Annotated in this window: 25 protein-coding genes and 1 pseudogene; 13 read left to right on the top strand and 13 right to left on the bottom strand. The window is 64.1% G+C overall.

Going from position 1 to position 23,554, the window contains the following annotated elements; genetic code table 11:
* Positions 1 to 139: 139 nt before the first annotated feature.
* A complete protein-coding gene (locus ACODSO_RS18775; RefSeq protein WP_489038285.1) occupies positions 140 to 988 on the top strand; it encodes a glycosyltransferase family 2 protein in 849 nt (282 codons plus the stop codon).
* Positions 985 to 1,950 carry a glycosyltransferase family 2 protein gene (locus ACODSO_RS18770; RefSeq protein WP_489038284.1) on the top strand — a complete coding sequence of 322 codons (966 nt, stop codon included), beginning with the start codon at positions 985 to 987 and terminating at the stop codon, positions 1,948 to 1,950. The genes ACODSO_RS18775 and ACODSO_RS18770 overlap by 4 nt, the downstream gene beginning before the upstream one ends.
* Here the strand turns inward: ACODSO_RS18770 and ACODSO_RS18765 are convergent.
* Complete coding sequence (locus ACODSO_RS18765) at positions 1,947 to 4,352, bottom strand: glycoside hydrolase family 2 protein (protein WP_489038283.1); 2,406 nt, start codon at positions 4,350 to 4,352, stop codon at positions 1,947 to 1,949. The two genes, ACODSO_RS18770 and ACODSO_RS18765, sit on opposite strands and share 4 nt — an antisense overlap.
* Positions 4,353 to 4,365: 13 nt before the next feature.
* Entirely contained in the window at positions 4,366 to 5,382 is a 1,017-nt protein-coding gene (locus ACODSO_RS18760) for a DUF1839 family protein (protein ID WP_489038304.1), read from the bottom strand.
* Between the two features lie 455 nt (positions 5,383 to 5,837).
* Between ACODSO_RS18760 and ACODSO_RS18755 the strand changes: the two genes are divergently transcribed.
* Positions 5,838 to 6,692, top strand: a complete 855-nt coding sequence (locus tag ACODSO_RS18755) for an endonuclease/exonuclease/phosphatase family protein (RefSeq protein WP_489038282.1) — start codon at positions 5,838 to 5,840, stop codon at positions 6,690 to 6,692.
* Positions 6,693 to 6,704: 12 nt separating this feature from the next.
* Here ACODSO_RS18755 and ACODSO_RS18750 read toward each other — a convergent pair whose 3' ends face one another.
* Positions 6,705 to 8,066: a DUF7159 family protein gene (locus tag ACODSO_RS18750; protein WP_489038281.1), complete on the bottom strand. Its 1,362-nt coding sequence runs from the start codon at positions 8,064 to 8,066 to the stop codon at positions 6,705 to 6,707.
* 283 nt (positions 8,067 to 8,349) lie between these two features.
* Between ACODSO_RS18750 and ACODSO_RS18745 the strand changes: the two genes are divergently transcribed.
* The 5 genes from ACODSO_RS18745 (at position 8,350) to ACODSO_RS18725 (ending at position 10,838) form a co-directional block, all read left to right on the top strand.
* Positions 8,350 to 8,853: an arsenate reductase/protein-tyrosine-phosphatase family protein gene (locus ACODSO_RS18745; RefSeq protein ID WP_489038280.1), complete on the top strand. Its 504-nt coding sequence runs from the start codon at positions 8,350 to 8,352 to the stop codon at positions 8,851 to 8,853.
* A gap of 126 nt (positions 8,854 to 8,979) precedes the next feature.
* Positions 8,980 to 9,198, top strand: a complete 219-nt coding sequence (locus tag ACODSO_RS18740) for a hypothetical protein (RefSeq protein ID WP_156520306.1) — start codon at positions 8,980 to 8,982, stop codon at positions 9,196 to 9,198.
* Between the two features lie 89 nt (positions 9,199 to 9,287).
* The gene (locus ACODSO_RS18735) at positions 9,288 to 9,689 is read left to right on the top strand and encodes a hypothetical protein (RefSeq protein ID WP_489038279.1); all 402 of its coding nucleotides are present in this window, start codon (positions 9,288 to 9,290) and stop codon (positions 9,687 to 9,689) included.
* 114 nt (positions 9,690 to 9,803) lie between these two features.
* Entirely contained in the window at positions 9,804 to 10,346 is a 543-nt protein-coding gene (locus ACODSO_RS18730; protein ID WP_489038278.1) for a hypothetical protein, read from the top strand.
* A gap of 51 nt (positions 10,347 to 10,397) precedes the next feature.
* The gene (locus ACODSO_RS18725; RefSeq protein WP_068372866.1) at positions 10,398 to 10,838 is read left to right on the top strand and encodes an SRPBCC family protein; all 441 of its coding nucleotides are present in this window, start codon (positions 10,398 to 10,400) and stop codon (positions 10,836 to 10,838) included.
* A 36-nt stretch (positions 10,839 to 10,874) separates the two neighbouring features.
* Here ACODSO_RS18725 and ACODSO_RS18720 read toward each other — a convergent pair whose 3' ends face one another.
* From ACODSO_RS18720 to ACODSO_RS18700, 5 genes and pseudogenes are all read right to left on the bottom strand, one after another.
* On the bottom strand, positions 10,875 to 11,465 hold the full coding sequence (locus ACODSO_RS18720) for an ATP-binding cassette domain-containing protein (RefSeq protein ID WP_489038277.1): 591 nt from the start codon (positions 11,463 to 11,465) through the stop codon (positions 10,875 to 10,877).
* Between the two features lie 10 nt (positions 11,466 to 11,475).
* Positions 11,476 to 11,649: pseudogene (locus ACODSO_RS18715) on the bottom strand (ABC transporter ATP-binding protein); the annotation flags it as partial.
* 201 nt (positions 11,650 to 11,850) lie between these two features.
* Complete coding sequence (locus ACODSO_RS18710; protein ID WP_489038276.1) at positions 11,851 to 12,789, bottom strand: hypothetical protein; 939 nt, start codon at positions 12,787 to 12,789, stop codon at positions 11,851 to 11,853.
* Between the two features lie 98 nt (positions 12,790 to 12,887).
* Positions 12,888 to 13,358, bottom strand: coding sequence for an ATP-binding protein (locus ACODSO_RS18705; protein WP_489038275.1), 471 nt, complete (start codon positions 13,356 to 13,358; stop codon positions 12,888 to 12,890).
* A gap of 21 nt (positions 13,359 to 13,379) precedes the next feature.
* Entirely contained in the window at positions 13,380 to 13,760 is a 381-nt protein-coding gene (locus ACODSO_RS18700) for an STAS domain-containing protein (RefSeq protein WP_489038274.1), read from the bottom strand.
* Between the two features lie 83 nt (positions 13,761 to 13,843).
* On the opposite strand from ACODSO_RS18700, the gene ACODSO_RS18695 reads away from it, so the two are divergent.
* Positions 13,844 to 14,221: a CrcB family protein gene (locus tag ACODSO_RS18695; protein ID WP_489038273.1), complete on the top strand. Its 378-nt coding sequence runs from the start codon at positions 13,844 to 13,846 to the stop codon at positions 14,219 to 14,221.
* Entirely contained in the window at positions 14,218 to 14,580 is a 363-nt protein-coding gene (locus ACODSO_RS18690) for a CrcB family protein (RefSeq protein ID WP_489038272.1), read from the top strand. The genes ACODSO_RS18695 and ACODSO_RS18690 overlap by 4 nt, the downstream gene beginning before the upstream one ends.
* On the opposite strand, the gene ACODSO_RS18685 is transcribed toward ACODSO_RS18690, so the two are convergent.
* The 3 genes from ACODSO_RS18685 to ACODSO_RS18675 form a co-directional block, all read right to left on the bottom strand.
* Positions 14,565 to 15,134, bottom strand: a complete 570-nt coding sequence (locus ACODSO_RS18685) for a YdcF family protein (protein ID WP_489038271.1) — start codon at positions 15,132 to 15,134, stop codon at positions 14,565 to 14,567. The genes ACODSO_RS18690 and ACODSO_RS18685 overlap by 16 nt on opposite strands.
* 79 nt (positions 15,135 to 15,213) lie before the next feature.
* Positions 15,214 to 15,414, bottom strand: coding sequence for a hypothetical protein (locus ACODSO_RS18680; protein ID WP_489038270.1), 201 nt, complete (start codon positions 15,412 to 15,414; stop codon positions 15,214 to 15,216).
* A gap of 102 nt (positions 15,415 to 15,516) precedes the next feature.
* Positions 15,517 to 16,893, bottom strand: coding sequence for an MFS transporter (locus ACODSO_RS18675; protein ID WP_068372850.1), 1,377 nt, complete (start codon positions 16,891 to 16,893; stop codon positions 15,517 to 15,519).
* Between the two features lie 91 nt (positions 16,894 to 16,984).
* Here ACODSO_RS18675 and ACODSO_RS18670 point away from each other — a divergent pair, with 91 nt between their 5' ends.
* Both ACODSO_RS18670 and nhaA read left to right on the top strand, forming a co-directional pair.
* Positions 16,985 to 17,482 (top strand): AMIN-like domain-containing (lipo)protein, encoded by a 498-nt coding sequence (locus ACODSO_RS18670; protein WP_489038269.1) that lies wholly within the window; start codon positions 16,985 to 16,987, stop codon positions 17,480 to 17,482.
* Positions 17,483 to 17,579: 97 nt separating this feature from the next.
* Positions 17,580 to 18,962, top strand: coding sequence for a Na+/H+ antiporter NhaA (gene nhaA / locus ACODSO_RS18665; protein WP_489038268.1), 1,383 nt, complete (start codon positions 17,580 to 17,582; stop codon positions 18,960 to 18,962).
* Here the strand turns inward: nhaA and ACODSO_RS18660 are convergent.
* Together ACODSO_RS18660 and ACODSO_RS18655 are read right to left on the bottom strand one after the other, a co-directional pair.
* Entirely contained in the window at positions 18,959 to 20,524 is a 1,566-nt protein-coding gene (locus tag ACODSO_RS18660; RefSeq protein WP_489038267.1) for an alanine/glycine:cation symporter family protein, read from the bottom strand. The two genes, nhaA and ACODSO_RS18660, sit on opposite strands and share 4 nt — an antisense overlap.
* Positions 20,525 to 20,652: 128 nt before the next feature.
* Complete coding sequence (locus tag ACODSO_RS18655) at positions 20,653 to 21,156, bottom strand: CsbD family protein (protein WP_489038266.1); 504 nt, start codon at positions 21,154 to 21,156, stop codon at positions 20,653 to 20,655.
* Between the two features lie 228 nt (positions 21,157 to 21,384).
* Between ACODSO_RS18655 and ACODSO_RS18650 the strand changes: the two genes are divergently transcribed.
* On the top strand, positions 21,385 to 23,532 hold the full coding sequence (locus ACODSO_RS18650) for an MMPL family transporter (RefSeq protein WP_489038265.1): 2,148 nt from the start codon (positions 21,385 to 21,387) through the stop codon (positions 23,530 to 23,532).
* Positions 23,533 to 23,554: the final 22 nt, after the last annotated feature.

Here is a 23,554-nt window from a genome sequence, read left to right as displayed (position 1 = left end):
GGTTAGACGCAGTCGATGAAAACGCAATCGTGTCGCTGAATCAGGGCGCAGGTTGCTTCTGTGGATCCGCCGGGGGTCGCGACACAGGCTTTCTGAGATCAGTCGGTCACACACTGCCCTCAACCCGTCTGGAATGGATATGTCGAACTCCCATAACCCGCGCATCAGCATCGTCATCCCCACTCTGAACGAGGCCGCCAACCTGCGCCACGTTCTTCCGCTACTGTCCCACGACTACGAACTGGTCCTGGTCGACGGCGGATCCATCGACGGAACCATCGACGCCGCCCGCGAGATTCGCGGAGACATTCGCATCATCAAGCAGACCCGCAAGGGCAAGGGCAACGCGCTCGCATGCGGTTTCGAGGCCGCCACCGGCGACATCATCGTCATGTTCGACGCCGACGGGTCCGCTGACGCCGACGAGATCCCGCGTTTCGTCGACGCACTGCTCGCCGGGGCCGACTTCGCCAAGGGCAGTCGTTTCACCGACGGCGGCGGAAGCCACGACATCACGCCTCTTCGTCGTGCAGGCAACGGCGGACTGCATCTCGTCGCCAACACTCTCTTCGGCACGAGGTTCTCGGACCTCTGCTACGGCTACAACGCATTCTGGCGCGATCTGGTGCCGGTCCTCGATCTCCCGCCAGTGGATCAGCAGGGCCGCGAGGACGAGATGCTGTGGGGCGACGGATTCGAAATCGAGACCATCATCAACTGCCGCTTCGCGGAATCCGGGGTTCGTATCCAGGAAGTTCCGAGCGTCGAACTCGCTCGTATCTACGGCCAGAGCAACCTGCGCACGTTCTCCGACGGCTTCCGTGTCCTTCGCACCTTGTTCACGGAGCGGTTGCGGGCGCGCAAGCTGTCCAAGCAGTCGATTCCGCGCCCTGATCGCCGCACCAACGCTGCCCGTACCGACATGGATCTCGAGTTCGAGGCGTTCGAGGTTCTCGACGAGATCACGTGGCAAGAAAAGTCGGCGTGAACAGCCCGACTTCCTCGGTAGTCATCTGCGCGTACACACTCGATCGCTGGGACGATCTCAGTTCCGCTGTGAATGCAGTTCTGCGACAGTCGACCCCGGCAACCGAATTGCTCGTGGTCATCGATCACAACGACGAATTGCTGTCGCGTGCCCGAATCGAATTCCTACCGCGGGGCTCCACCGTCACCGTCGTCGAGAACACGCATCCGCGCGGATTGTCCGGCGCGCGCAACACCTCGCTCGACAAAGCAACCGGCGAGATCGTCGTATTTCTCGACGATGACGCCACACCGAGATCCGAGGATTGGCTGTCGTCACTTCTCGCGCACTACGACGATCCGGCCGTGTACGCGGTAGGTGGTTCGGCGCATCCGGTATGGCCCGACACGCGTCCCGCTTTCCTTCCCACTGCGGTGGCAGGGCAGCCGGGCGAACTGGACTGGATCGTGGGCTGTACGTACAGGGGGCAGCCCACGACCACTTCAGCCGTACGCAACCTGATGGGCGCGAACATGTCGTTCCGTCGCGAGCCGATCATTGCCCTCGGTGGCTTCGTATCCGGGATCGGGCGCATCGGGCGCATTCCGCTCGGGTGCGAAGAAACCGAGTTGTGCATCCGGCTCCGGCAGAATCATCCCGGTGCCGAGATCGTCTTCGATCCGGCGATCGTCGTCGACCACACGGTCAGCGCAGACCGGACTCGGCCCAGGTATCTGCTGTCGCGGAGCTACGCCGAGGGTGTGTCCAAAGCCGCCATCGCGCGCCTGATCGGGTCGGAGGACGCACTGTCGTCCGAGCGGGCGTACACCGCGAAGATCCTGCCTCGGGCCGTCGGCCGTGAAACGTCAGCGGCGGCGCGTGGCAATCCGGTCCGCGCCTGGGGTGCTGTCGCTGTCGTGGCCAGTGTCGGTGCTGCGGGATTCGGCTATGCCCGCGGTCGCCTCAGCCGCATCTCGGGCTAACCGATCTGCGCGCGCTTGACCGAGTTGAGTGCGCGCACATGGCCCGTCACCTGTGCCTTGTCCCCCGTCACCGTCAGTACACGCCGGCAGCCGGGTGCGAGGTGGAACCACGAGTCGCTGACCTCGAGACCGTCCACGTCGATGCACACGTACTGCGCTGCCCACTGGGTCGACACGGTCAGTGACCACACACCGTCGTCGACGGGTTGCGCGTGAGCTTCGAGTCCGATGTCGTTCTGGCGGGCATGCCGGGCGCCGACGAGGTGGACCGCCTGCGCAAGAGTGGTACCCGAGGGATCCATGACGTCCACCGAGACCGCCGCGTACGTCTGCGTCCCGAAACGGTATGCGTGATTGGCGTCGGTGAACGAGCCGATTACCCGGTCCACCGATATCCGCCGAGAACTATGCGGACCCAGCTCGATTCGACATTCGTACGGTTCACCGGCAGCGCCGGTCGGCCCGTGCAGCGTCACCCTCAGCGTTCCGTGCACGGTTTCGGCGGTGTCGTCGACCAGCTCCACGGTCAGGCCGTCGAGACCGTCGTCGACAAGGAAGACCGCGACTGGGCTGCTGAGGCGAGCGAGGCTGTACCACGGCGCTTTCGGTATTCCCGCCGAGTCGATCAACCCCCAGCCCGCTCCGGGCACGAGGTCACGAAGGGTGAGCACCAACGCACCGGTGCACTCGGAGTCCGTTCTCCGCCAGTGCATGTACGACGCCGACACCGCCTCGCACACGGCAGCGCGACCGTAGTCCAGATACAACTCGGCATCGTCGCGGCGCACGAGATGCGGATCCACCCCGAAGATGTCACGGACGTAGTGATCGCGCACATCCTCGAAGTCCCAGGACGATCCACGGTCGCGCGGCACCGCAGCCTTCCAGTCCGGGTGGTGGCCGGCAACAGTGGCCGATCCGAACATCCTCTCCACCGAACGCCGTTCCGGCGGAATCGAAAATGCCAGGCATTCCGCGGCGAATCGCACCCGCGCCGTGCGTACATCGGACAGTGGCCGCAGATAGCCACCTACCCCGAAGTAGTGCGCGATTCCGTCTCCGACATGGGTGTGCAGCTCCCCGGTCGTCGACGACGGACTGGAGGTGACGTACGGGGTGCCGGGTAGTTCGGACTCGACGAACTCCGGAATCATCCTCTCCAACAACGACATGTACTGCCCATCGAACGGAACACCCAGCATCGTCGGCTGCTGTTGCGTCTCGCTTCCGCCGCTGACGACCGCCAAGGCGGGGTTGCCACCGACGAGACCGGTCAGCACTGCCAACTCCTGCTCGAACATCTCGACGAAGTCCTCGTCTTCGGGCGGGTCGAACGTCGCCACCATGACGTCCTGCCAGACCAGGATCCCCAATTCGGCACAGAGAGACCAGAATTCGCGCTGCTCGTACACCAACGTGCCGACAACTCGCACCATGTTGTGTCCGGCAGCGCGTACCCGCTCCAGCTCGACCCGCATGCGGTCCGAATCCACCCACATCCGCACCGGATCCGGCGGCACCCAGCATCCGCCGCGCGCGAAGGTTCGGATTCCGTTGACGGTCAGCGTCACCGCGCGATCCGTTCGGTCGAGGTGCACGGATCGGAACCCGAGCGTGCCCGACCCGACGACGCTACCGTCGACCTCGAGTTCCCACGGGTACAGCGTCGGCTCGCCGTGGGTGTGCGGCCACCACAACGACACATCGGGAACGACCACCGAGGCGTCGATCGTGTCGGTATTCGAGGGGATCGAGATTCTCTCGGTACCGACCCGCACTACGACGGATTCCGCAGGTGCCCCTAGATCGGCTCGCACTCGGACGGTCCCGTCGGTGCCCTGGACGGCCGCGTGCATCCGAATGTTACGCACCGTCGTACGCTGGCGGAGTTCGACGGGACGCCACAGACCGATGACGGGCGGCAGCGGACCGTACACCGGCGCCCGCCCCAGGAGGGTGGTGCGTTCGTGCCGCAGCCCCTGTTGAGCCACGAGCGACGAACGCCACCGTCCGCGTGGCCGTCTCTTCTTCAGATGCGCGTCCATCGACTCGACGCGCACCGCGATATGTACGACCCCGGACCCCGCCTCGAGGTCGAGCGACACCGGCACGAACATCGAGCGAGTCCGCGCTGATTCGACGCCGCCGATCCAGATGGTCGCTCGCGTAGCGATTCCTCCGAAGGTCAGCGTCGTGGCGATACCCTCGGGTGCCTCCACCGACGCCAGAAACCACCAATCCAGCGAATCCGGCTGCAGGTCACCGACGGACGCAACGACAGTGCCCGGTACTTGGGCAGGCTGCCACCGAGCATCCGCGGGGAGTTCGTCGGGATGACTGCACGCGCCGGCAGGGGTCGCAGTGAGCCGCCATTCGACGCCGTCGAGGTAGTCCGTACTCACGAAGAGCAGGATGTCACAGGGCAGCCGACACGATGTTCATCGCCGCTGACCAATTGGTCGCCATGTCCGCGAGCGGCTCGTCGAGCGATACTGCGCGACCGCGAGAGGCGCGGGCCATCCGGAATTGGACGGCCTTTGCACCTTGCGCAACCTGAAGAAAGTGCGGGACCGCGTTTTCGATGCCGTCCGCGCCACGTCCGGCGAGATACCCGACCAGATCTGCCGCGAGTTCGGCCGTCGCGCCGCACTGCCGCAGCAGCCCGAAGGACCACAGGTGAAACGCGTCGGGTCCGGACGCTTGCACGAGGGGAATGTCGGCGACGATGCGCTGAGCGAGCCGGTCGACGGGATTCCCCGGGGCTCGTCGCGACAGGTGCGCGCGGGCCACCGCCAGATCTCGCTCCCCGACGCCGTCCGCGATGGTGTGTCGCCCGAGCCGAATCTGTTCGATGTACGGGAGGAGTACTTCCTCGTACGGCTCGGGGGCGAGGTTGAACACTCCGTCGAAGTCGGCGCCGGACAGCTCGAAATAGCCCCGATTGTGGAAATAGCCGAGGACCTTCTCGGCCTCGTCGACCGAGTTCGGCACGATCGTGGTCTTGGTGTGCTGGTTGCGGTAGCTGGTGCCCGCAGTGTCGGGAAGCCAGAAGCCGTCGACCTCCACCGTCAGCAGAACACCGTCGGACAGTCCTTCGCGCACGTGCGCGAGAACCGGGCGCCAGACGTTCATCTCACCGACGTCGATTCCGTACAAAGTGCGCAGGTCCTCGGATTGCATCTTGACGAAGTCCCACTGCCTGCCATCGCAGCCGGCACTCAGTACGAACGCGAGCGCGGGCACCGGATCCGCCCCGAGAGAATGAAGAAGTTCGATCCACAGATCCACGTAGCAGTTGGTCTCGGTCCATACCCGATCGTGTGCGTGGATCGTGTGTGGCTGGTATTCCGCCGGGCGCAACGCCAGTAGGCGCTCTTCACTGGTCCCCGGGGCTTGTTGGTTCCCCTGGGTGATGGTCGAGCCGATCGACATGTTCATCGCTGTGTGCCTCTCGCCGGATCACAAGCTCACGGTCCCCACGCCGAATTGCCCGCATTGCCTTGATTCAACAGCTGATTCTAACCAATCGGTTTGTTTATCGCACAATTTCGGCCGGTATGCTCGTTAGGAGATACTTCGGCTAACGATTTACCCGCCTGGTCAGGATCGACAGGAACGGACGTCGGTATCGAGGGCATTCACATAGAGAACAGTCGCTTCCCCGACGGTAATGCTGATGTGCGGTTTGCAGGTGGCCACACTTGCAGATAGCGACTGAGCTGGGCATATGTGGAGTCTAGACAATGGATTATCGACCGAATGCCGCTTGCGGCTCGAAGCACCGGAGGCGACCACAATTGCGACGCGTCATTCGCGGAACAGCCATTGCGGTTGGTTCTGCACTCTTGTTGGCCTTGGCCGGAATGCTGGTCGCCAGACAGTACGGCGTGACGCAAATCACACTCGTTGCTCTACTCGTCGGCATGCCTTTCGCTGCACTCCCGGCGGCGTTGGCGGTAGCACTCTTCGCGGTCGCGAAGTCTCGGCTCGGCGTCGCAGTGGCCCTCGTGTTCACCGTCGTACTTGCCGCGATTCAGATTCCTGGATTCATCGCGGAGCAGCACACCGCGTCCGGCGCCCAGATCACGGTCCTGACCATCAATGCGGCGCACGGCGACGCCGACGCGGCAGCCATCGTCGACGAAGTCAGGAGCAGTGACGCAGACTTCCTCGCCGTACAGGAGCTGACCCCGAGCGAGGAAACAGACCTCACCGCCGCGGGGATCGAGGATGTGCTGCCGTACAGCTTCACCGCCGCGCTTCCTGTCGCCGACGGCACCGGGCTGTGGAGCCGGACGCCGCTCACCGACGGCGAGCCACTCGCCGACTTCGGATTCGTTCCGGTACAGGCGAACACTGTCGTCGACGGCGTCGACCTGACTGTGGTGTCGTTCCATGCGATGTCGCCGGCAACTCCGCGCCACACCGTCCAATGGGCCGAGGACCTCGCGCACATGCGCAGGCTCATGGACTCCTACCCCGGGACGGTCCTCGTCGCAGGAGACTTCAATGCAACCGGCGACCACCGTCAATTCCGCCGATTGACCGAGAACGGGTTCATCGACGCCGCCGATGCGTCGGGCGCAGGCCTGTTCCGGACATTCCCGTCGTCCGGTCCGCTCGCCCGGCTCGATCACGTGGTGGCCAGCGACGACGTCGACGCCATCGAGGTGAACCCGGTATCGATTCCGAATTCAGACCACCTGGGCGTCGTTGCGCACCTGCGGTTACCGGCAGCCTGAGCGAGCGTCTGGTCAGAACCGAGGTAGCTCGAACACCGGTGGCGGCGGCAGCTGGATCTGCGGCAATTGGAAGTCGGGCAGACCCGGAATCAATGGAGGCGGAGCCGGAGCGGGCGCGGGCTCCGGAGCAGGCCTTTCGTACACCGGGGCCTCGTAGGTCTCGACAGGAGCCGGTGCCGGGGCAGGAGCCTCCACGGTGGTGGTCGGCGGGAGCGTCGTGGTCGTCGTGCGCGAGGTCGTCGGCGGAGCCGTCGTCAGCGGCTGCTCGCTGTCGGCAGGAGCACTGGTGGGGTCCTCGGAACCGCCGTAGCCGAGCGTCAGACCCAGCGCTGCAACGGCAGCAAGTCCACCGGCAACGAGAGCCGCGCCCCTGATCTTGCGCTTCGAGGTCACCGAGCGATCGACCGGTTCGGGGCTGAGCCACTCCGGCGCGCCGCTCAACGCCCGCGCCCCGGAGGGTGTCGCCGGCCCGTCGCGGAGAACCGACGGCGGCGTGACGGCCGGAGCGTCGCGAACCGGGGTAGCGAGAAGCGCAGCGCCCTTGGCGGCCACCGATTCCGGCTCGGCGGGAGTGACGACAGGCAGGCCCGTCCAGGAACGCAGGATCGCTTCGACGAGCGGAATCCGAGCTCCGCCGCCGATGAGGAACAGTGCATCCACGCGCTGCGGCGACCGGGTGATCACGTCACGGACGAGCCGCGCCGAGTACTCGATCGGGACAGTCACGAGAGCTTCGAACGATTCGCGGGAAATGAGGATCACACCGCTCTCGCCCGGCAGGCACACTGCGCCCGACGTCGACAGCTGTTCCTTCGCGATGCGGCACCGAGTGGTGAACTCCTCCACACCGACCGAATTCTGAAGCGCGACACCCTGCTTGGCAAGCTGGTTGTCGCAGATGAGCCGGTCGAAGTCCGACCCGCTGATGTCCGTGGTGCGCTCGGCGAGAAGGACGTTGCCGGTGGCGCGATCGACGACACTGATGGTCAGACCCGAGCTACCCAGATCGTAGAGTGCGATCGTTCCGAAATCACCGATCTCGCCGGACGCTTCGAGATACGCCAAGGCCGCACGCGCCTCGGGTACCAATCGGTAGTTGTGGAGACGCTGCACCGACATGGCTTGCTGGATGTCACCGAACTGCTGTTGGTCTCGATAGGCAACACCGGTGGCCTCGACACCACGATCGCCGTAGTTCTGCGCAAGAACGACGCCGATGGTTTCGGCTGCGAGTTCTTCTGCTCGATCTCGCTGGGTGTCGACGGTGTCGTGGCGAAAGTCGAGTTCACGCTCGCCGGATGTGTGCAGGCGAAGGTCGGGACGTGCCATACGGACAGCACTGGCCCCCACCGACACACCGAGAACCTCAGTCATGACCTGCCTCACTTGGACGTGCGAAGGGACTCGCCGACAGGATGTGTAACGATCCAATCTCGAAGCCCCCGCTCGGCATCACTGTAGCGTGAGCGCTGCCCAAATGCGATCACAGTTGCTTTTCCGCTAGTTCAGGATGCCTCCGGTCCGCTTGTTACGCGTCCACACGACGTCGGCCCGGTTTGTGGGCCCTTGACGGTAAGAAGGACCGATAGTTGTCGGTTCGACACCGGGATCGCGTCAGGTTGCCGCCGAGATTTTGCCACCCACTAGTCTGGCCCGCGTGCACGTCCTCTTCGTCTGTACCGGGAATATCTGCCGCTCACCCACGGCCGAACGGCTGACCGTGGCCTACGCGCGCGAACGTGGGCAGGAGTTGACGTCGTCCAGCGCGGGCACGCACGGTCTGACCGGACACCAGATGGATCCCGACGCCGCGACCGTCCTGCATCAACTGGGCGGCGATTCCGACGGGTTCGTCGCGCGTCGCATCACCCCCAGAATCGCCGACGAGGCCGATCTCATCCTGACGATGACAGCTCGTCACCGTGATGCCGTGCTGGCAGTCGCACCGCGCAAACTCCGCACGACGTTCACTCTCCTCGAAGCCGTCGCCCTCGCCGAGGCATCCGGAGCGCGGACGATCGCCGAGATCGCCGATGCGCGCTCACGGCACACGGTCGCCGCGTTGGACATCGACGATCCGTACCGGCGTGAGCTGGAGGTGTACGAGCAGATCGGCCAGCAGATCGCCGACGCCGTGCCCAGGATCCTGCACCTACTCTGACGTTCCGCCCGTTTGTACCGCGATCGAACGACAGACCGAGCGCTGCAGTGGTGATAACGGTGACGAAGTCGGTCCGTATCACTGTCGCACAAGACAATTCGCGCGCTGTCATGCATGATGTGCCGCATGCCGAAGTATCAGTTGCGAACCGACGACGACGAACTACTCGCCGAAGCCGAGTTGCCCACCGACAGCAAAGCCATGACATGGGCAGTACGGCAGACTACCGAACTGCGCAAGACACTCGATGGACGACGATGGCAGGGCCACCGCCTCGTGGGCGATGTTTGGGAGCACCGTTTCGGCGGCGGACGAGGCGCGTCGACGCAGGATGCGGTTGCTTAGCTGAGCGAACACCGCGCGGTCTACGGTAACGTTCTCGCAACAGCGCCGCAGAAGCCGACGCGGCACCTCGAGAACAAGGCCGAACAACGATGCGCGACAAAGTCATCGCGATTTCGACGGTGGCAATCGCCGGAGTCGCTGTTGTAGCTGGACTGACGATAGGCGCCCTCGGCGGCGCCTTCGACGACGGAGGCGACAAGGTGCAGCCGCCGGCGTTGCGCTCGGACCTCAGCGTCGCAGTCACTGCCACGAGTTCCTCGGTGATCACCGTTCCTCCGTCGCCGACCTGGCGGGTTGCGACGCCGACTACACCGAAGCCGACCACCTCTACAGTGACCACGACATCGTCGGAGTCGAACGAATCGACCACCAGACCTCCGCGCGGACGGACGACCACGGAAGAGTCCACAGCGTCCGACGAGCCTGCAGAATCCGACGAGCAGGGAGCAGGGGACGACAGCTCCGAGACTCCGACGTCGACGACGCGCTGACCCGGTTCCTCTCGGCCCCTGTACTGGCCCGGCCGCCGGTCCTCCTAAGGGAGGACCCTCCTCTCGCCCGGTCGGCCGATGTGCGAGCCGCGCATCTCGCGCGAACATGCACAGATGAACGCCGTCGCAACCGTCATTGTCCTGTGTGAGCTCGGTTTCTGGGTACTGATAGCGATCGGTCTACTCGTGCGGTACGTCCTGCGCAGGCGTCGAGCGGCGACGTGGATCCTGGCATCGGTGCCGGTTCTGGACGTCGTGCTGATCATCGCGGTCGCGTTCGATCTGGCCAGCGGAACGCCCGTCGGCGGGGTCCACCACCTCGCGGCGTACTACCTCGGCTTCAGCGTCGGCTTCGGTCCCGCACTGATTCGCTGGGTGGACGTGCGGGTTGCCCGCAGATTCTTCGGCGGTCCGGCACCTGTGAAGATCACGAAGGACACCGTCGAGTACCGCCGCTACCTGTGGGAAGACTGGTTCCGGGCCGTCGTGGCGTGTGGCATCGCTGCGCTCGTGCTACTCGTGCTCGCATTCACGGTCGCGTCGGGCGAGCAGTCTGCGGCACTCGTGGGCAACATCGCTCCACTCGGCCTGATTCTCGGGATCTGGTTCCTCGCCGGCCCTGCGTTCGCGTCGACCACGGCGTCGGTCCGCAACTGAGACAAGGCTAAATATATGTGACGGCATCGGTTACATGTACTATCGGACGCCATGCCCGTCATCGAACACTCCGCCGTCGCCGACGTCCCACGTTCGCGTGCGTTCGCGTACGTCGACGACTACCGGTCTGTGCCCAATTGGATGTTCGGCGTCCGATCGTTCGAACCCATCGGCGACATCGACCACGGCCTCGACGCCCTCTACGCCGCCGAAATGCAGATCGGTCCGAAGACGCTCCGTTCCACACTTCGCGTTACCGAGTGGATCGAGGGTCGATCACTGACACTGTCCTCGGTCGAAGGTTTCTCGACGGTCTCGACATGGTCGTTCGCGGACACACCGGATGGTGGGACGAGGTTGGACGTCGACTTCGCCTACAACTTCCCGGGCGGGCTCGCCGGCCGAGCACTGGGCGCGCTCGTCGAACCGGTTGTCGGCCAGGCTATTCGGCACACCGAATCAACGTTGCGGAGGGAGCTCAGCGCGTTGTGAGCGCGGCTCCGTCCCTCATCCCCCACTGCGACGGAGTCACCGGACACCCGCGGAATCCCCGATCCGCAACGCCTCGACCAACTCCCGGTACAGCGAATCCGACTGCAGCAGCTCCGCGTGGGTCCCCCTGGCCCGAATCCGGCCGTCCTCCATCACCAGGATCGTGTCGGCATCCAGCACGGTGGACAGCCGGTGCGCGATGGTCACGACGGCCCGGGTCGACGCGATGGACCGGATGACGTCGTGGATCGCGGCCTCGGTCCTGCCGTCCACCTGCGCGGTCGCCTCGTCGAGCAGCAGCACCTGCGGACTTCGAACGATCGCCCTCGCCAACGCAATTCGCTGACGTTGACCGCCGGATACGGTGGACCCGACGAGATCGGTATCAAGCCCGTCCGGTAACTCCCGCACGCTTCGACCGAGATGCACCGAGTCCAATGCCCGCCAGATGTCGGCTTCCGATGCATCGGGATGTGTGAACAGAAGATTCTCTCGGACAGTCCCTGGGATTGTGGGTGTCTCCTGTTCGGCGTAGGCGAGCGCGCTGCGGACATCGTCGTTGGACAGGTCTGCGTACGGTGACCAACTCCCCGGTCGGCCGCGTCGCGAGGCTGCCGACAGTGGCACGAAAGTAACTGCTCACCATCGACTTTCGGGCGTCGAGAACGATTCGCTCCGCGAGCGTCCCGAGCATGATCCACTGAACGTAGAGAACAGCGGATCCGATGACGAGAAGCACCACGAGCAGGGCTACTGCACCACCGAAGGATTGCCCCGACCCGAGACCGTCGAGGACAGACTTGGTGACCATCGGCGTCGCGAGCGAAGCGCCGGTGCCGACGAGTCCGAGCAGCATGCCGAAGATCAGTGTCCGCCGGTGTGGCCGAACGAAGACCCACAGCACCCGCAGATTGGGCAGCGAAATCGCTTTGTCCGGTTCACCCATGCTCGATAGTGAAGCACCGATGTCGGGAGTTCGTCGAGCACCAGGACTCGGCGCCGATAAGAACTTCTATTTCCGAGTGAAGCCGATCTCGCCGAACTCGGCGCCGAATTGGGTTCCGACCGGAGCCAGCTCGCCGACCCACACCAGAACCCCGGTCAGGCCGTCGGGAGCGTCGACGACGATGTCGATCCTTCCGATGCCCAAAACGCCGGAACCGAGGACACGGGTCGATGCCAACGTCCCGTTCTCTTCCGGCGGAGTCCTGATCTCGACGACTGCTCCCGGATTCGGCGTCGCAACCCAGACTGCGCCCAGGTCGGTGGGTTGTGCGAAGGAGACGAGAACACCGATACCGTTGCCGGGGTCACCGAAGGGCTCTCGATAGAGGTCGGTGGACCAGGAGGTGACCGGGTCGGCGTCGACGGCCAATACTGCCTCGTCCGCATTGTCGGGCGCACGCACGGCTGACCACACCTGCGCCCCGGCCGGCAGTATCGGTTCGGCAGAGAGTGTCGGCGAGATGTCCGCCGTGGGAATGGCCGGGATCGCGACGACGTTCCGCACGTCACCGTAATCTCCGCCGAACATCCGGGTGGTGAGCATCCAGCCACCGATGCCGAAGACGGCGACAAGTACAGCCGATGCGGCGACGAAGGTAACGACGGAGCGGTTCTGCGGGGATGGGCTTCTCGCCCCGGCCTGCACCGGATCGAACAACTCGGGTTCCGAACCGGACTCACCGACGACCACGATGAAGGGGGCGAAGTCGAAGGTCCGCACGTCACCGCGGGCAGTGGCCCGGACTGCTCCTCTGAATTTGCGAACGGCATCCGCGGACGGATCTCTGGATCTGATCACGTCGACGTCAACAAGCGTCAGCGTCATCTCGCGCCCTGTGTCCAGTTCGCGGGCATCCCATTGCTGAACCCACGGAGCGGACGGTCGACGGGTGAACAATCGGAATCGCCCCGCGACCACCGACCCGGGAACCTGTGGTGTGTCCATCTGAGCCTCCACCCCCGACGCCCCGGGTGTGCAGAGCGCCGCTGATGACTGCATTGTGCTCTCTCACAAAGGACACTGTCCGGCCTTTGGGAAAGCAGTCAAGCAGGCGCGTTCCAGACCAGCCGAACGGTCGTTCCCTCGTCGTCCGAGGTGACCGAGGTCGAATCGGCGAGCGCGCGCATCAACGGGACGCCTCGCCCGCGAGTCGAGTCAGGTTCGTGTACGGACCACTCCCCGCGGTCGCGAATCGTCACTTCGATCCGTCCGGTCGCCGACACGTAATTCGCGAACAAGTCGAGGGTGCCTGGCCCGTGATCGGACACATAGGCATGCTCGACGGCGTTGGCCAGCGCCTCATAGGTTGCGAGCACTACGTCGTACACCCGGTCTGGTGCTACCTGCAGCCCGGTGAGCCAGTGACCGAGCTCCACTCTGAGAGACGAGGCGCGCTCCGCGACAGCAGATTCGCCATCGAATATCAGGTGCATGACGTCCTCGTGAACTGTTTCGGCGTGGGGTCGGGCGGCAGCAGCCACGGCGTCTTCTCCGCCGAATGCAATTGCCATCATGACCACGTCATACCCGAAAGCTCAGGAATTACCCGCACCGAGCGCGGACAGCGCCTCGGCGACAGTGGCGAAGATGCCGAAAACCTCGTGCAGACCCACGAGAGTCAATGGTCGACCGGTGGACGGCCCGTCCGCCACGACCGCAAATCCCGTCGAATCGTCGAGCTGTTGATGAGTGGAGGCAAGGAGCGACATTCCAGCCGAGGCCAGAAAGCCGACGTGGGACAGGTCGATGACAACTGCCGACGGGGCCTTGTCCAGCACCAACTTCATCGACTCCGACAGCTGCGGCGCCGTGGCCAGGTCGAGTTCTCCTGACACCGTCACGATCACGACATCGTCGCGCCACTCCACTGCCACGTCGAAATGCTGAGGGCCGAGCCCTGACTCGTCTAGCGTCACAGGTGACAACATACCCGAGGCCGACTGTGATCTGCCCCGGCAGATCGTGCTGCCCCCCGTCGACTGAGGATAGGGTCTGTCATGTGGCCCCCACCCGTCTGACCGAGAGTGCGACGGTCGCAGTCGGGGGTGCGGTCGGCGCGGTGGTGCGGTACGAGATCTGGCAGTGGCGAGACACACCGAAGTGGTTGTTGATCAACACGTTCGGCATCAATGTGGTCGGATGCCTACTCCTGGGCAGTGCTCTCGGCTATCTGTCCGGCCGGCCGGCACCGATCCCCCGGGCGGGGGTAATGGGCCTCGCCTGCGGCTTCACCACGTTCAGCTTCTACGCACTGCAGGGCATCACCCACGACGGCGCATGGAACTCCGTGGTCTACATCGTCGTGACCCCCGTAATCGCCGTCGCTGCGCTCGCTGCAGGCGCGCTCGTCACTCGTCCGGTGCAGCGAACTCGATGACAGTCCTCCTCCTCGTCGCGGTGGGTGGGGCGTCGGCCGCGCTGCTCCATCACCACCTCACCCGAGCTGTCAGCGACCCCAAGCGCATCCTGGTCCTGACGATCGTGACGTGCACGCTTCTGGGATTCGCGACTGCCGCAACGCCACCGCAGTGGTTCGTCGGACTTGTGTGCGCCGGCTTTCTCGGGTCGCTCGCCCCAATGACGTCGATCGCACTGTTGACGGTGCTTCGATTCCGCGAGCGGCGCTACCGAAGCGGGCTGCTTTTCCTGGCCGCCGCAGTGATCGGCGGGGTCGCCTGCACGATGTTCGGTTTCCTGCTGTACAGCTCGGGACTTACGCTCTACCGCAAATTCTGACAATCGCCCTGCACCGCGGCCTTCGCGAACCCTGCCAGCTGATACAGGTAGGTGTATTCCCAATGGACGAGGGAGAAGTCGTACGCCCGAGGCACGGCCTGCATCGATACCTCGCCGCCGAAACACTGCCCGAAGATGTACTGCGCCCTGGGCAGGTGGTAGCGCCAACTCACGACTACGACGTGGTCCCACCCTCGCTCCTGAGCAAGTTTCTGGGTGAATATCGCCTCACCACGCGTCGTGCTGGGAACTGGCTTCTCGCACAGCACGCTGTACGTGTCGGTCTGCACCCCGCAGTACTTCTTCATGACGGCGTCCGATTTGCCGTACGGATTGGACAGCACGACTGTGTCCGCCACGCCCTGTTCCGCGAGTTCGATGCCGTACGCCTCGCGGCCATCGTGTTCACCACCGAGAACGATGATGGCGTCGGCGCGCCCGATCGGATCGGTCTTCGCCTTCGTGAACGTCAGGTAGCCGCCGACTCCGACCACCGACACCATCAGTACCGGCATGACGATGGCCAGCACTACGAGGAGGTTCCGACGGATCACCCGTCAAGCGTAGGCACGCCGCAGCGAACGTGCTCGGGCGGCGACGAAGGTCACCGCCTGACCCGAACACGTCCCGCAGTTATTCGCTCGGCTGCGGCAGCTCGCAGTCGGTGACCTCGGGGTTGACGCCCGCGTAATTGAGTGGTCCGGCGACCACTGTCAACGCGATGGTTCCGACACCGGCGCAGTTCTCCGGCGCGCTGTCGAAGTATCCGCGCTGGAACACCGCGAAAGCACCGATGGCGAGCCAGACGACGATGATGAGAGTGACGAAGCGCATGGTTTGCCCCCTAACGTAGCCGTGTCTCGGCTACCGCGAAACGGGCGAATACCCCATCTGCTGCAGTCGAAACCCCGTGCGGTGACACCACAGCGAAATCAACTATCCACTCACGGGCCCCGACCCAGAGGTTTGTCGATCCTCGGTCAACGTGTCCAGTTCCCTGCCCTTGGTCTCGGGCGCTGCGTACGCCATCCACAGCACCGCCAGGACGACGAACGCCGTGACGATCGCGAAAGTGAGCGGAAGACCGAGGATCGGCCACATCACCGAGCCGAAGAGCAGCGGCGCAAAACCTGTCGCGATACGACTGACGGAGGAGGCATAGCCGAACCCCGACGCCCGCAGCGGCGTCGGGTACAGCTCGGAGACGTAGCAATACAGCACCGGGATCGCGATTTGAATGACGAACCCGAACACCGCCAGCCAGACGAGCACCGCTGATCCGACGTCGAGCATGACCGCGAACAGCACCAGCGCAGCACCCGCGATCGGCCCGGAGATGCCGATGACCCATTTCCTGCCGACGACCTCCACGAGGTACGCGGACACCGCGACGCCGAGGATGCCGACCGCAGTCATCAGCGTCGTTCCCGCGAATGCGGCGAAGTCGTCGTACCCTTCGCGACGGAGGATCGACGGCATCCAACTCAGGGCCGCGTAGTACAGCAGCATGATCGAGACGAACAGCAACCAGGATGCCGACGTGATCCTCGGGCTGTAGCTCCACACCGCTTTCACACCGGACAGAGCTGTCCGCTTCGCGGGAGGTTCGGCGGTGATGGAGTACTGCTGCACGTCGGCACCGGTGCGCGCAACAAGATCGTCGATGACGGTCCGAGCCTCCTCCTCACGCCCGACGGCGGCCAAATACATCGGCGATTCGGGGATCCCTCGGCGCACCCAGAACAGTAGTAGCGCAGGCAGAATCATGAACAGCAACATGATTCGCCAGCGGACGTCGCCGTCGATCGGTACCAGCGCTGTTGCGACGACGCCACAGATCGTGGCTCCGATGGGCCACCAACCGTCCATGGCGGACAACACTTTCCCGCGTATTCGACGCGGCGAGAATTCGCTGACCAGTGCGTAGTCGACGGGAATGCATCCGCCGAGTCCGAAGCCTGCACAGAATCGGAGCAGAACGAAGATCTCGAAGTTGGGCGAGAACGCGCCGAGTACCGAGAACAGCGCAAAGATCAACAGGGTGATGGCGAACGCGCGCTTGCGCCCCATCCGGTCGGCGATGGTCCCCCACACGACGGCTCCGACGGCCATGCCGATGAGATTCCCGGTTGCGACGAGCCCACGCTCGGTCTGCGACAGGTCCCAGTAGGAACCGAGCAGGGGCGTCAGGAACCCGTTGAGAGTCACGTCCCAGGCGTCGAACATGAAGCCGAGACCGCCGATGACGAAGATCCGGCCCTGCACCCCCCATTTCCAGGGAAGCTCCTGCACGATCTGTTCACCGGTTTTCACCGACGCATCCTCTCACCGAATGCCCCTATAGTGTCCTCTCCATGCGAACCGGGGTGGCCCTACCGGCGAGTGCCGCACTCGTGTCGGCAGGGTGCACAGCACCGGCGAACCGGAAACGGCCGGCGAATCGACCGTCACGTCCACGACGCAGAGCGTCCGCTTCGTGTCGGGGTCGGTCACCTTCGGCACTCCACCACCGACGACTACTACCGAGGAACCGGCTGATTTCGGTATCTCCGACGTCCGACTCGAGGACGGGCGGGTCATGGTCACGTTCTTCGGCGACGGCGTCGTCAACTACGTCGGCCACTACGTCGACGAGGCCGCGGTGATGTCGAGTAGCGACGTGCTCGACGTGCCGGGTTCGTCGATTCTGCAGCTGGACCTCATCTCGGCACCCGCACCGGCGTCGGGTTCGACCGTTCGCCAGGTGCAATCGAACTCGGCGAGCACCGGCATCGTCTCGGTACAGACCGTCGAGCCGTCCGACGGAGTCACGCAGTCGTTCCTCGGCACGTCCGCGAATCGACCCGACTTCACGGTTACCGTCCAGCCGAACTCGCCGACACTGGTGATAGCGGTGCCGTAAGCCGAGAACAGCCGAGCGCGCGCAGCCCCCGACGACCCGGTAGACTGGTACGCGGTGCGCCGGGAAGTCTGGTCGGCAACAACTTAGTGCTGCGCACATGCTTTCCGTTCCTCAGGTGTGCTGCAGCTCCGCCGTACGCACACGAAAGGCCACTCACCCAGTGACCAATCCCAAGACCCGCCTACCACTGTTCTCCCGCGGTTCATGGTCCGAAGCAGACCGAATCGGGCAGATCCTCCGCAAGGAAACCGTCGGTGGCGCCTTGCTGCTCGCGGCCACCCTCGTCGCGCTGATCTGGGCCAATTCGCCGTGGGACGAGGCCTACAACTCCCTGATGAGCACCCGCGTCGGACCGTCGGCCCTTCATCTGGACCTCACACTGTCAACGTGGGCCGCCGATGGCCTGCTCGCCATCTTCTTCTTCGTCGTCGGACTCGAACTGAAACGCGAATTCGTTGCAGGCGACCTTCGCGATCCCGCGCGAGCCGCCCTGCCGATCGCTGCCGCTGTGGGCGGAATGGCAGTTCCCGCACTAATTTTCGTCATCATCAACCTCAGGACCGGCGACGGCGCACTGCTGGGGTGGGCAATCCCCACCGCCACCGATATCGCCTTCGCGGTCGCCGTTCTCGCAGTCATCAGTACCCACCTCCCCCTGGCGCTGCGAACGTTCTTGCTGACACTGGCCGTGGTCGACGACCTTCTGGCCGTCACGGTCATCGCGATCTTCTACACCGACGACATCAACTTCATTGCGCTCGGATTGACATTGATTCCGTTGGCGCTGTTCGCATTCGCAGTGCAGAAGCGCGTTCGCTCGTGGTGGATCCTGCTGCCACTCGCTGCGGCCACCTGGATCCTGATGCACGAGTCCGGAGTCCACGCCACCGTTGCCGGCGTGCTTCTCGGCTTCGCGGTACCCGTTCTCCGCAGTCAGGCCGCAGGCGGACCCGACGCCGGACCTGGGCTGGCGGAACACTTCGAACACAAGATCCGGCCCATTTCGTCCGGAATTGCCGTGCCGCTGTTCGCATTCTGCGCGGCAGGCGTGACCGTCGGCGGATTCTCCGGTCTACGCAGTGCTCTATCGGACCCCATTGCCATCGGCATCATCGCCGGACTCGTGGTCGGTAAAGCCATCGGCATCTTCGGCACCACCTACCTCGTCTCCCGGTTCACCCGAGCAACTCTCGACGCCGGTTTGAAATGGCTGGACGTCTTCGGTGTGGCGATGCTCGCCGGCATCGGATTCACTGTCTCGTTGCTGATCGGTGACCTCGCGTTCGGCGAAGGAACCCAGCGTGACGACCACGTCAAGGTCGGCGTGCTCACCGGTTCGATCGTCGCCGCGTCGCTCGCCGCAGTGATCCTGCGCAGCCGCAACAAGGCATACCGCGCGATCCACGAAGAAGAGACCCGCGACGACGACCACGACGGCATCCCCGACATCTACCAAGGCACGCGGGACGAGAAGGCCTAGACCAGATCGTCTTTCGCCGAACGCACCACCTTGTCAGGATCGTGCTTTCCTGGACGGGTCGCCATGTAGTCGGCCAGTTCACGCTTGACCACCGGGAGCAGTAGGTAGAGGCCGGTGATGTTGACGAGCGCGAGCAGGAACAGCGTCGCATCGGCGAAGTCGAGCACCGATCCGAGCGAGAGGACGGTGCCGATGACGGTGAACGTGCAGAACATCAGGTTGAAGAAGTTGCGTGAGAGTGGGCTGCGGCCGAACAGTGATGTCCACGCCTGCTGTCCGTAGTACGCCCAGGTGATTGCAGTGGACAGTGCAAACAGTGCAACAGCAACCGTCAGGACGTACGGGAACCACGGCAGCACCGTCTCGAAGGCGTCCGAGGTGAGTGTCACGCCGCCGGCAGGCAGTTCACCGGTCTCGGCGACGATTTCTCGTTGGTCCTGCCAGGTCTGGGTGTTCGCGATGACGATGGTCAACGCCGTTGCGGTGCAGATCACGACGGTGTCGATGAACGGCTCCAGCATTGCGACGAAGCCCTCGGTCACAGGGTGCCGAGTCTTGACCGCGGAGTGCGCGATCGCGGCAGAGCCCAAACCGGCTTCGTTGGAGAACGCTGCGCGCTGAAACCCGATGATCATGACGCCCAGAACGCCGCCCGCGACACCTTCGGGCGAGAAGGCACCCTCGAAGATCGCCACGAACGCCGACGGTACCGATTGGAAATTGACGCCGATGACGACGGCGCACGCGACGATATAGACGATCGCCATCGACGGAACCAGCTTCGCGGTGACAGCCGAGATCGACTTCATCCCGCCGATGATGACCAGGCCGATGATCAGTGCGATTCCGATACCGAAGATGGCCTTGGCGCCGTCGGAACCGAGAAGCCCATCGTCGCCTCCGGTGACGGACCGAACCTGCGCGAAGGTCTGATTGGCTTGGAACATGTTGCCGCCGCTGATCGCGAAGAACGTGATGATGATGGCGTAGAAGACAGCCATGATCTTGCCGAGCTTGGCTAGTCCACGATCGGCGAGGCCTTTGGTGAGGTACTTCATCGGCCCGCCCGACACGGTGCCGTCCTCGTTGACGTCACGGAATTTCACGCCGAGGGTGCATTCGACGAATTTCGACGCCATTCCGAGAAGACCGGCGAGGATCATCCACAGCGTGGCACCCGGGCCGCCGAGCGTGACGGCCACTGCGACGCCGGCGATGTTGCCCAGGCCGACCGTTCCCGACACTGCCGCGGTGAGGGCTCGGAAGTGACTGACCTCTCCGGGCGCATCGGGTTCGTCCTCCTTGCCGCTCACCAGGATCAATGCGCGTTTGACCCCGCGGAACTGAATGAACTTGAAGGAGACCGTGAATATGACGGCGCCGACGATCAGCCACAGGACGATGAGGGGTATGTCAGCGCCCGCGATGTTCACGGAGTAGAAGACGAAGTTCGTCACGGCCGCGGAGATGGGATCGAACGCGTTGTTGATCGCAGTCTCGATCGAGCTGATAGTCCCCCCGTCCGCAGCGAGATGGTCTGTGGACGGGGGGTTGAAACTCATCCGTCGATCCAACCCCAACGGAGACCGGCGCCGCACCGGTTTGCCCACTCTCGGGCGATGTTTTACTCAGTGTTGACTATCGGGAGGCCACTGAGGAAACACCTGCGCGCCGGCCGGAGGGTCGATCGTCAACGACGTGGGGACTGAGCCAGCTTCTTCGCAGCACGCCGCGTCTGTGCGACGACCTGCGGGACGTTCTGCCGACGGCTACGCCGGTACAGCACGAGCGCGACGAGTCCGACCCCTGCGAGCGCGGCAGCAGCAAGCACGCGCGGCGAGGTGGATGTATCGACGATGGAGCTCACGTCGACGTCGGCTTCACGAGCCTTCTTGGCCGCCGAATCCGCCAGATCGGTGATGGAGTCCGCCGCCCTCGACGTCGCTGTGGTGGCCTTGTCCGCGAGGGCTCCCGCGGCATCGCTCGCAGTGTCCACTGCGTCGGACGACTTCTCCTGGAGTGCGTCGATGCCGTCGGACAGAGTGTCCCCCACCTGGCGGGCTTTGGCCTTCACCTGATCGGCCGCGCCGTCGCCGCGTAGGTTGTCGTTGCCGGTGGCGTCGCCGACCTTTTCTTTCGCTTGGCCGGTGAGCTCCTCGGCCTTGTGCTGCGCCTTGTCCACGAAGTCAGCCATGTCGACTTCCTTTCAATTCGATGTAATCGCGTGTACCTAGTTGGTCGTATGCCGGCGTGGCAGGTGCACGCCCAGTCCACGTGATGTGCGCCATACTTCCGCTCCTATACCCCAGGGGGTACTTGCATACCCCCCACGGTATGTGCCATGGTGTGTCGACACACGCCCTTCACTTCTGAAGGGACGTCGAGCGCTCGTTCCGATACCCCCACCCGCATAAGGAGACCAATGCCCCTGCCCGACGCCCTTCTGGATACCGAAGAACCACGCGTCACCTCGCCCGGCGTGCTCGGGCGCGCAGGAGCCGCGATGGTCACCCACCGCAGGTGGGTGTTCGGGGTGTGGCTGCTCGCGCTGATCGCCCTCGGATCGGCCGCACCGACGGTGTTCACCTCGCTCGCCGGGGCCGGCTGGCAGGCCAACGGATCCGAATCCGTCCAGGTCCGCGAACTGGCACAGCAACACTTCGGCGGTAACTCCTCTGCCGCCGTTCAGGTCGTGGTGCACTCCGATACGGCCTCGATCGACGACACAGCCGTGCAGCAGACACTCACCGACGTCGCAGCGGTCTTCGACGGGGACCCGCGTTTCGGGGAGATCGTGATGCCGCAACCGGGTATGACGATCAGCCCCGACTCGCACACTGGAATTCTCATCGCCGGTGCCAACGCGAGCACCGACGAGATGGTCAAGGCCGTCGACGACGTCAAGGGCGAGCTGACCGCCCTGTCCACCGACGTAATCGAGGTCTACCCGACCGGATCGTCGGCACTGTGGTCCGACTTCAACGTCGCCAACCACGACGCCATGATCCAGGCCGAACTGTTCTCCTGGCCCTTGACATTGGCGATCATGGTCCTGGCCTTCGGCTCACTCGTCGCCGCAGGCCTACCCCTACTGCTGACCGTGGCCGGACTCGTCGCCTCCGCCGGCGGACTCGTTCTACTCAACGAGGTGACACCGATCTCGGTATGGGCGATGAACTTCGCGATGATGTTCGCCCTCGCACTGGGTATCGACTACGCACTGTTCATCGTCGCCCGCTTCCGTGACGCTCTACGCAACGCCGATCCACGGGCTGCGGTCGCCGAAACCATGGACACCGCAGGCAAAGCCGTCGTCCTGTCCGGCCTGACCGTCCTGGTCAGCCTGTCGGCGGTGCTACTCGTCCCGGCACCGGCAGTACGAACGATGGCCATCGGCATCATGATGGCAGTCACTTTCGTACTGGTCGCCACCATGACACTGTTACCGGCAGCCCTCGGTGCACTCGGACCGAAGGTCAACGCCGCATCGCTGCCCTACGCCAAGCGTCAACACCATCGTTCGCCGAAGTTCGCCGCCTGGGGTGAACTGCTGCACAAACATCCGTGGCCATTCGCCGTCGTCTCGGTGGGAATCCTGATCGCGCTGGCACTTCCGGTCCTCGGACTGAAAGTGGCCATGCCCTCCATCACCGTCGTACCCGAGGACGCACCCGTGCGCCAAGGATACGAACTGGTCCAAGCACAGTTCGGCGACGGCGCGCCTGGCGCATTGCAGATCATCGTCCCCACCGCCGACGCCGAATCCACCGCCGCGACTGCGAGCACCGTCGACGGAATTTCGATGGTCACCCCACCCCAACAAGCACTCGACGGATCCGAATACTCACTGCTGCAGGCAATTCCAGCAGTGGACCCGTCCGATGAATCGATGGGCACCATCCTGCAGGATCTGCGCACGGAACTGCCGGAGTCGGCACTCGTCGGAGGCGCTCCCGCAGAGAACCTCGATCTACAGCAGGCCCTGAACGACTACCTGCCGATCGTGATCGGCATCATCCTCGTCCTCGGTTTCGTACTCCTGCTCGTCGCACTGCAAGCGCCACTGATCGCACTCCTGGGAACCATCGTCAGCCTGCTGTCCACCGCTGCAGCGTTCGGCGTCGCGAAACTGATCTTCCAGGACGGGCACGGATCCTCGCTGCTCGGATTCACCCCGCAGGGCTTCCTCGACGGCTGGGGGCCGGTGTTCTTCTTCGCCATGATCTTCGCCATCGCCATGGACTACACCGTCTTCCTTCTCGCCACAGCCAAAGAACACTACGAACACTCCGGTGACCCCAAGACAGCCCAGGTGGACGGACTCGCCCATTCCGGACGCGTTATCTTCGCCGCCGCCGCGGTGATGGTTGCGGTGTTCTTCACCTTCGCGCTCTCGGATCCGCTTCCGCCGAAGGAGATGGGAATTATCCTCGGTGTTGCGGTCCTGCTCGATGCCCTACTGATCAGACTGATTCTGCTTCCGGTGCTGCTGCGTTTGACCGGACACGGCGCGTGGTGGTCACCGACATGGCTTCGCAAGGTATTGCCCTCGATTAGTTTCTCGCACTGACCATTTCGCCAATACAGGAGAC

The sequence above is a fragment of the Rhodococcus sp. FG69 genome, assembly GCF_057808915.1.
The sequence above is the reverse complement of the archived record's forward strand: the minus strand, read 5'-3'. Positions and strand labels throughout refer to the sequence as shown.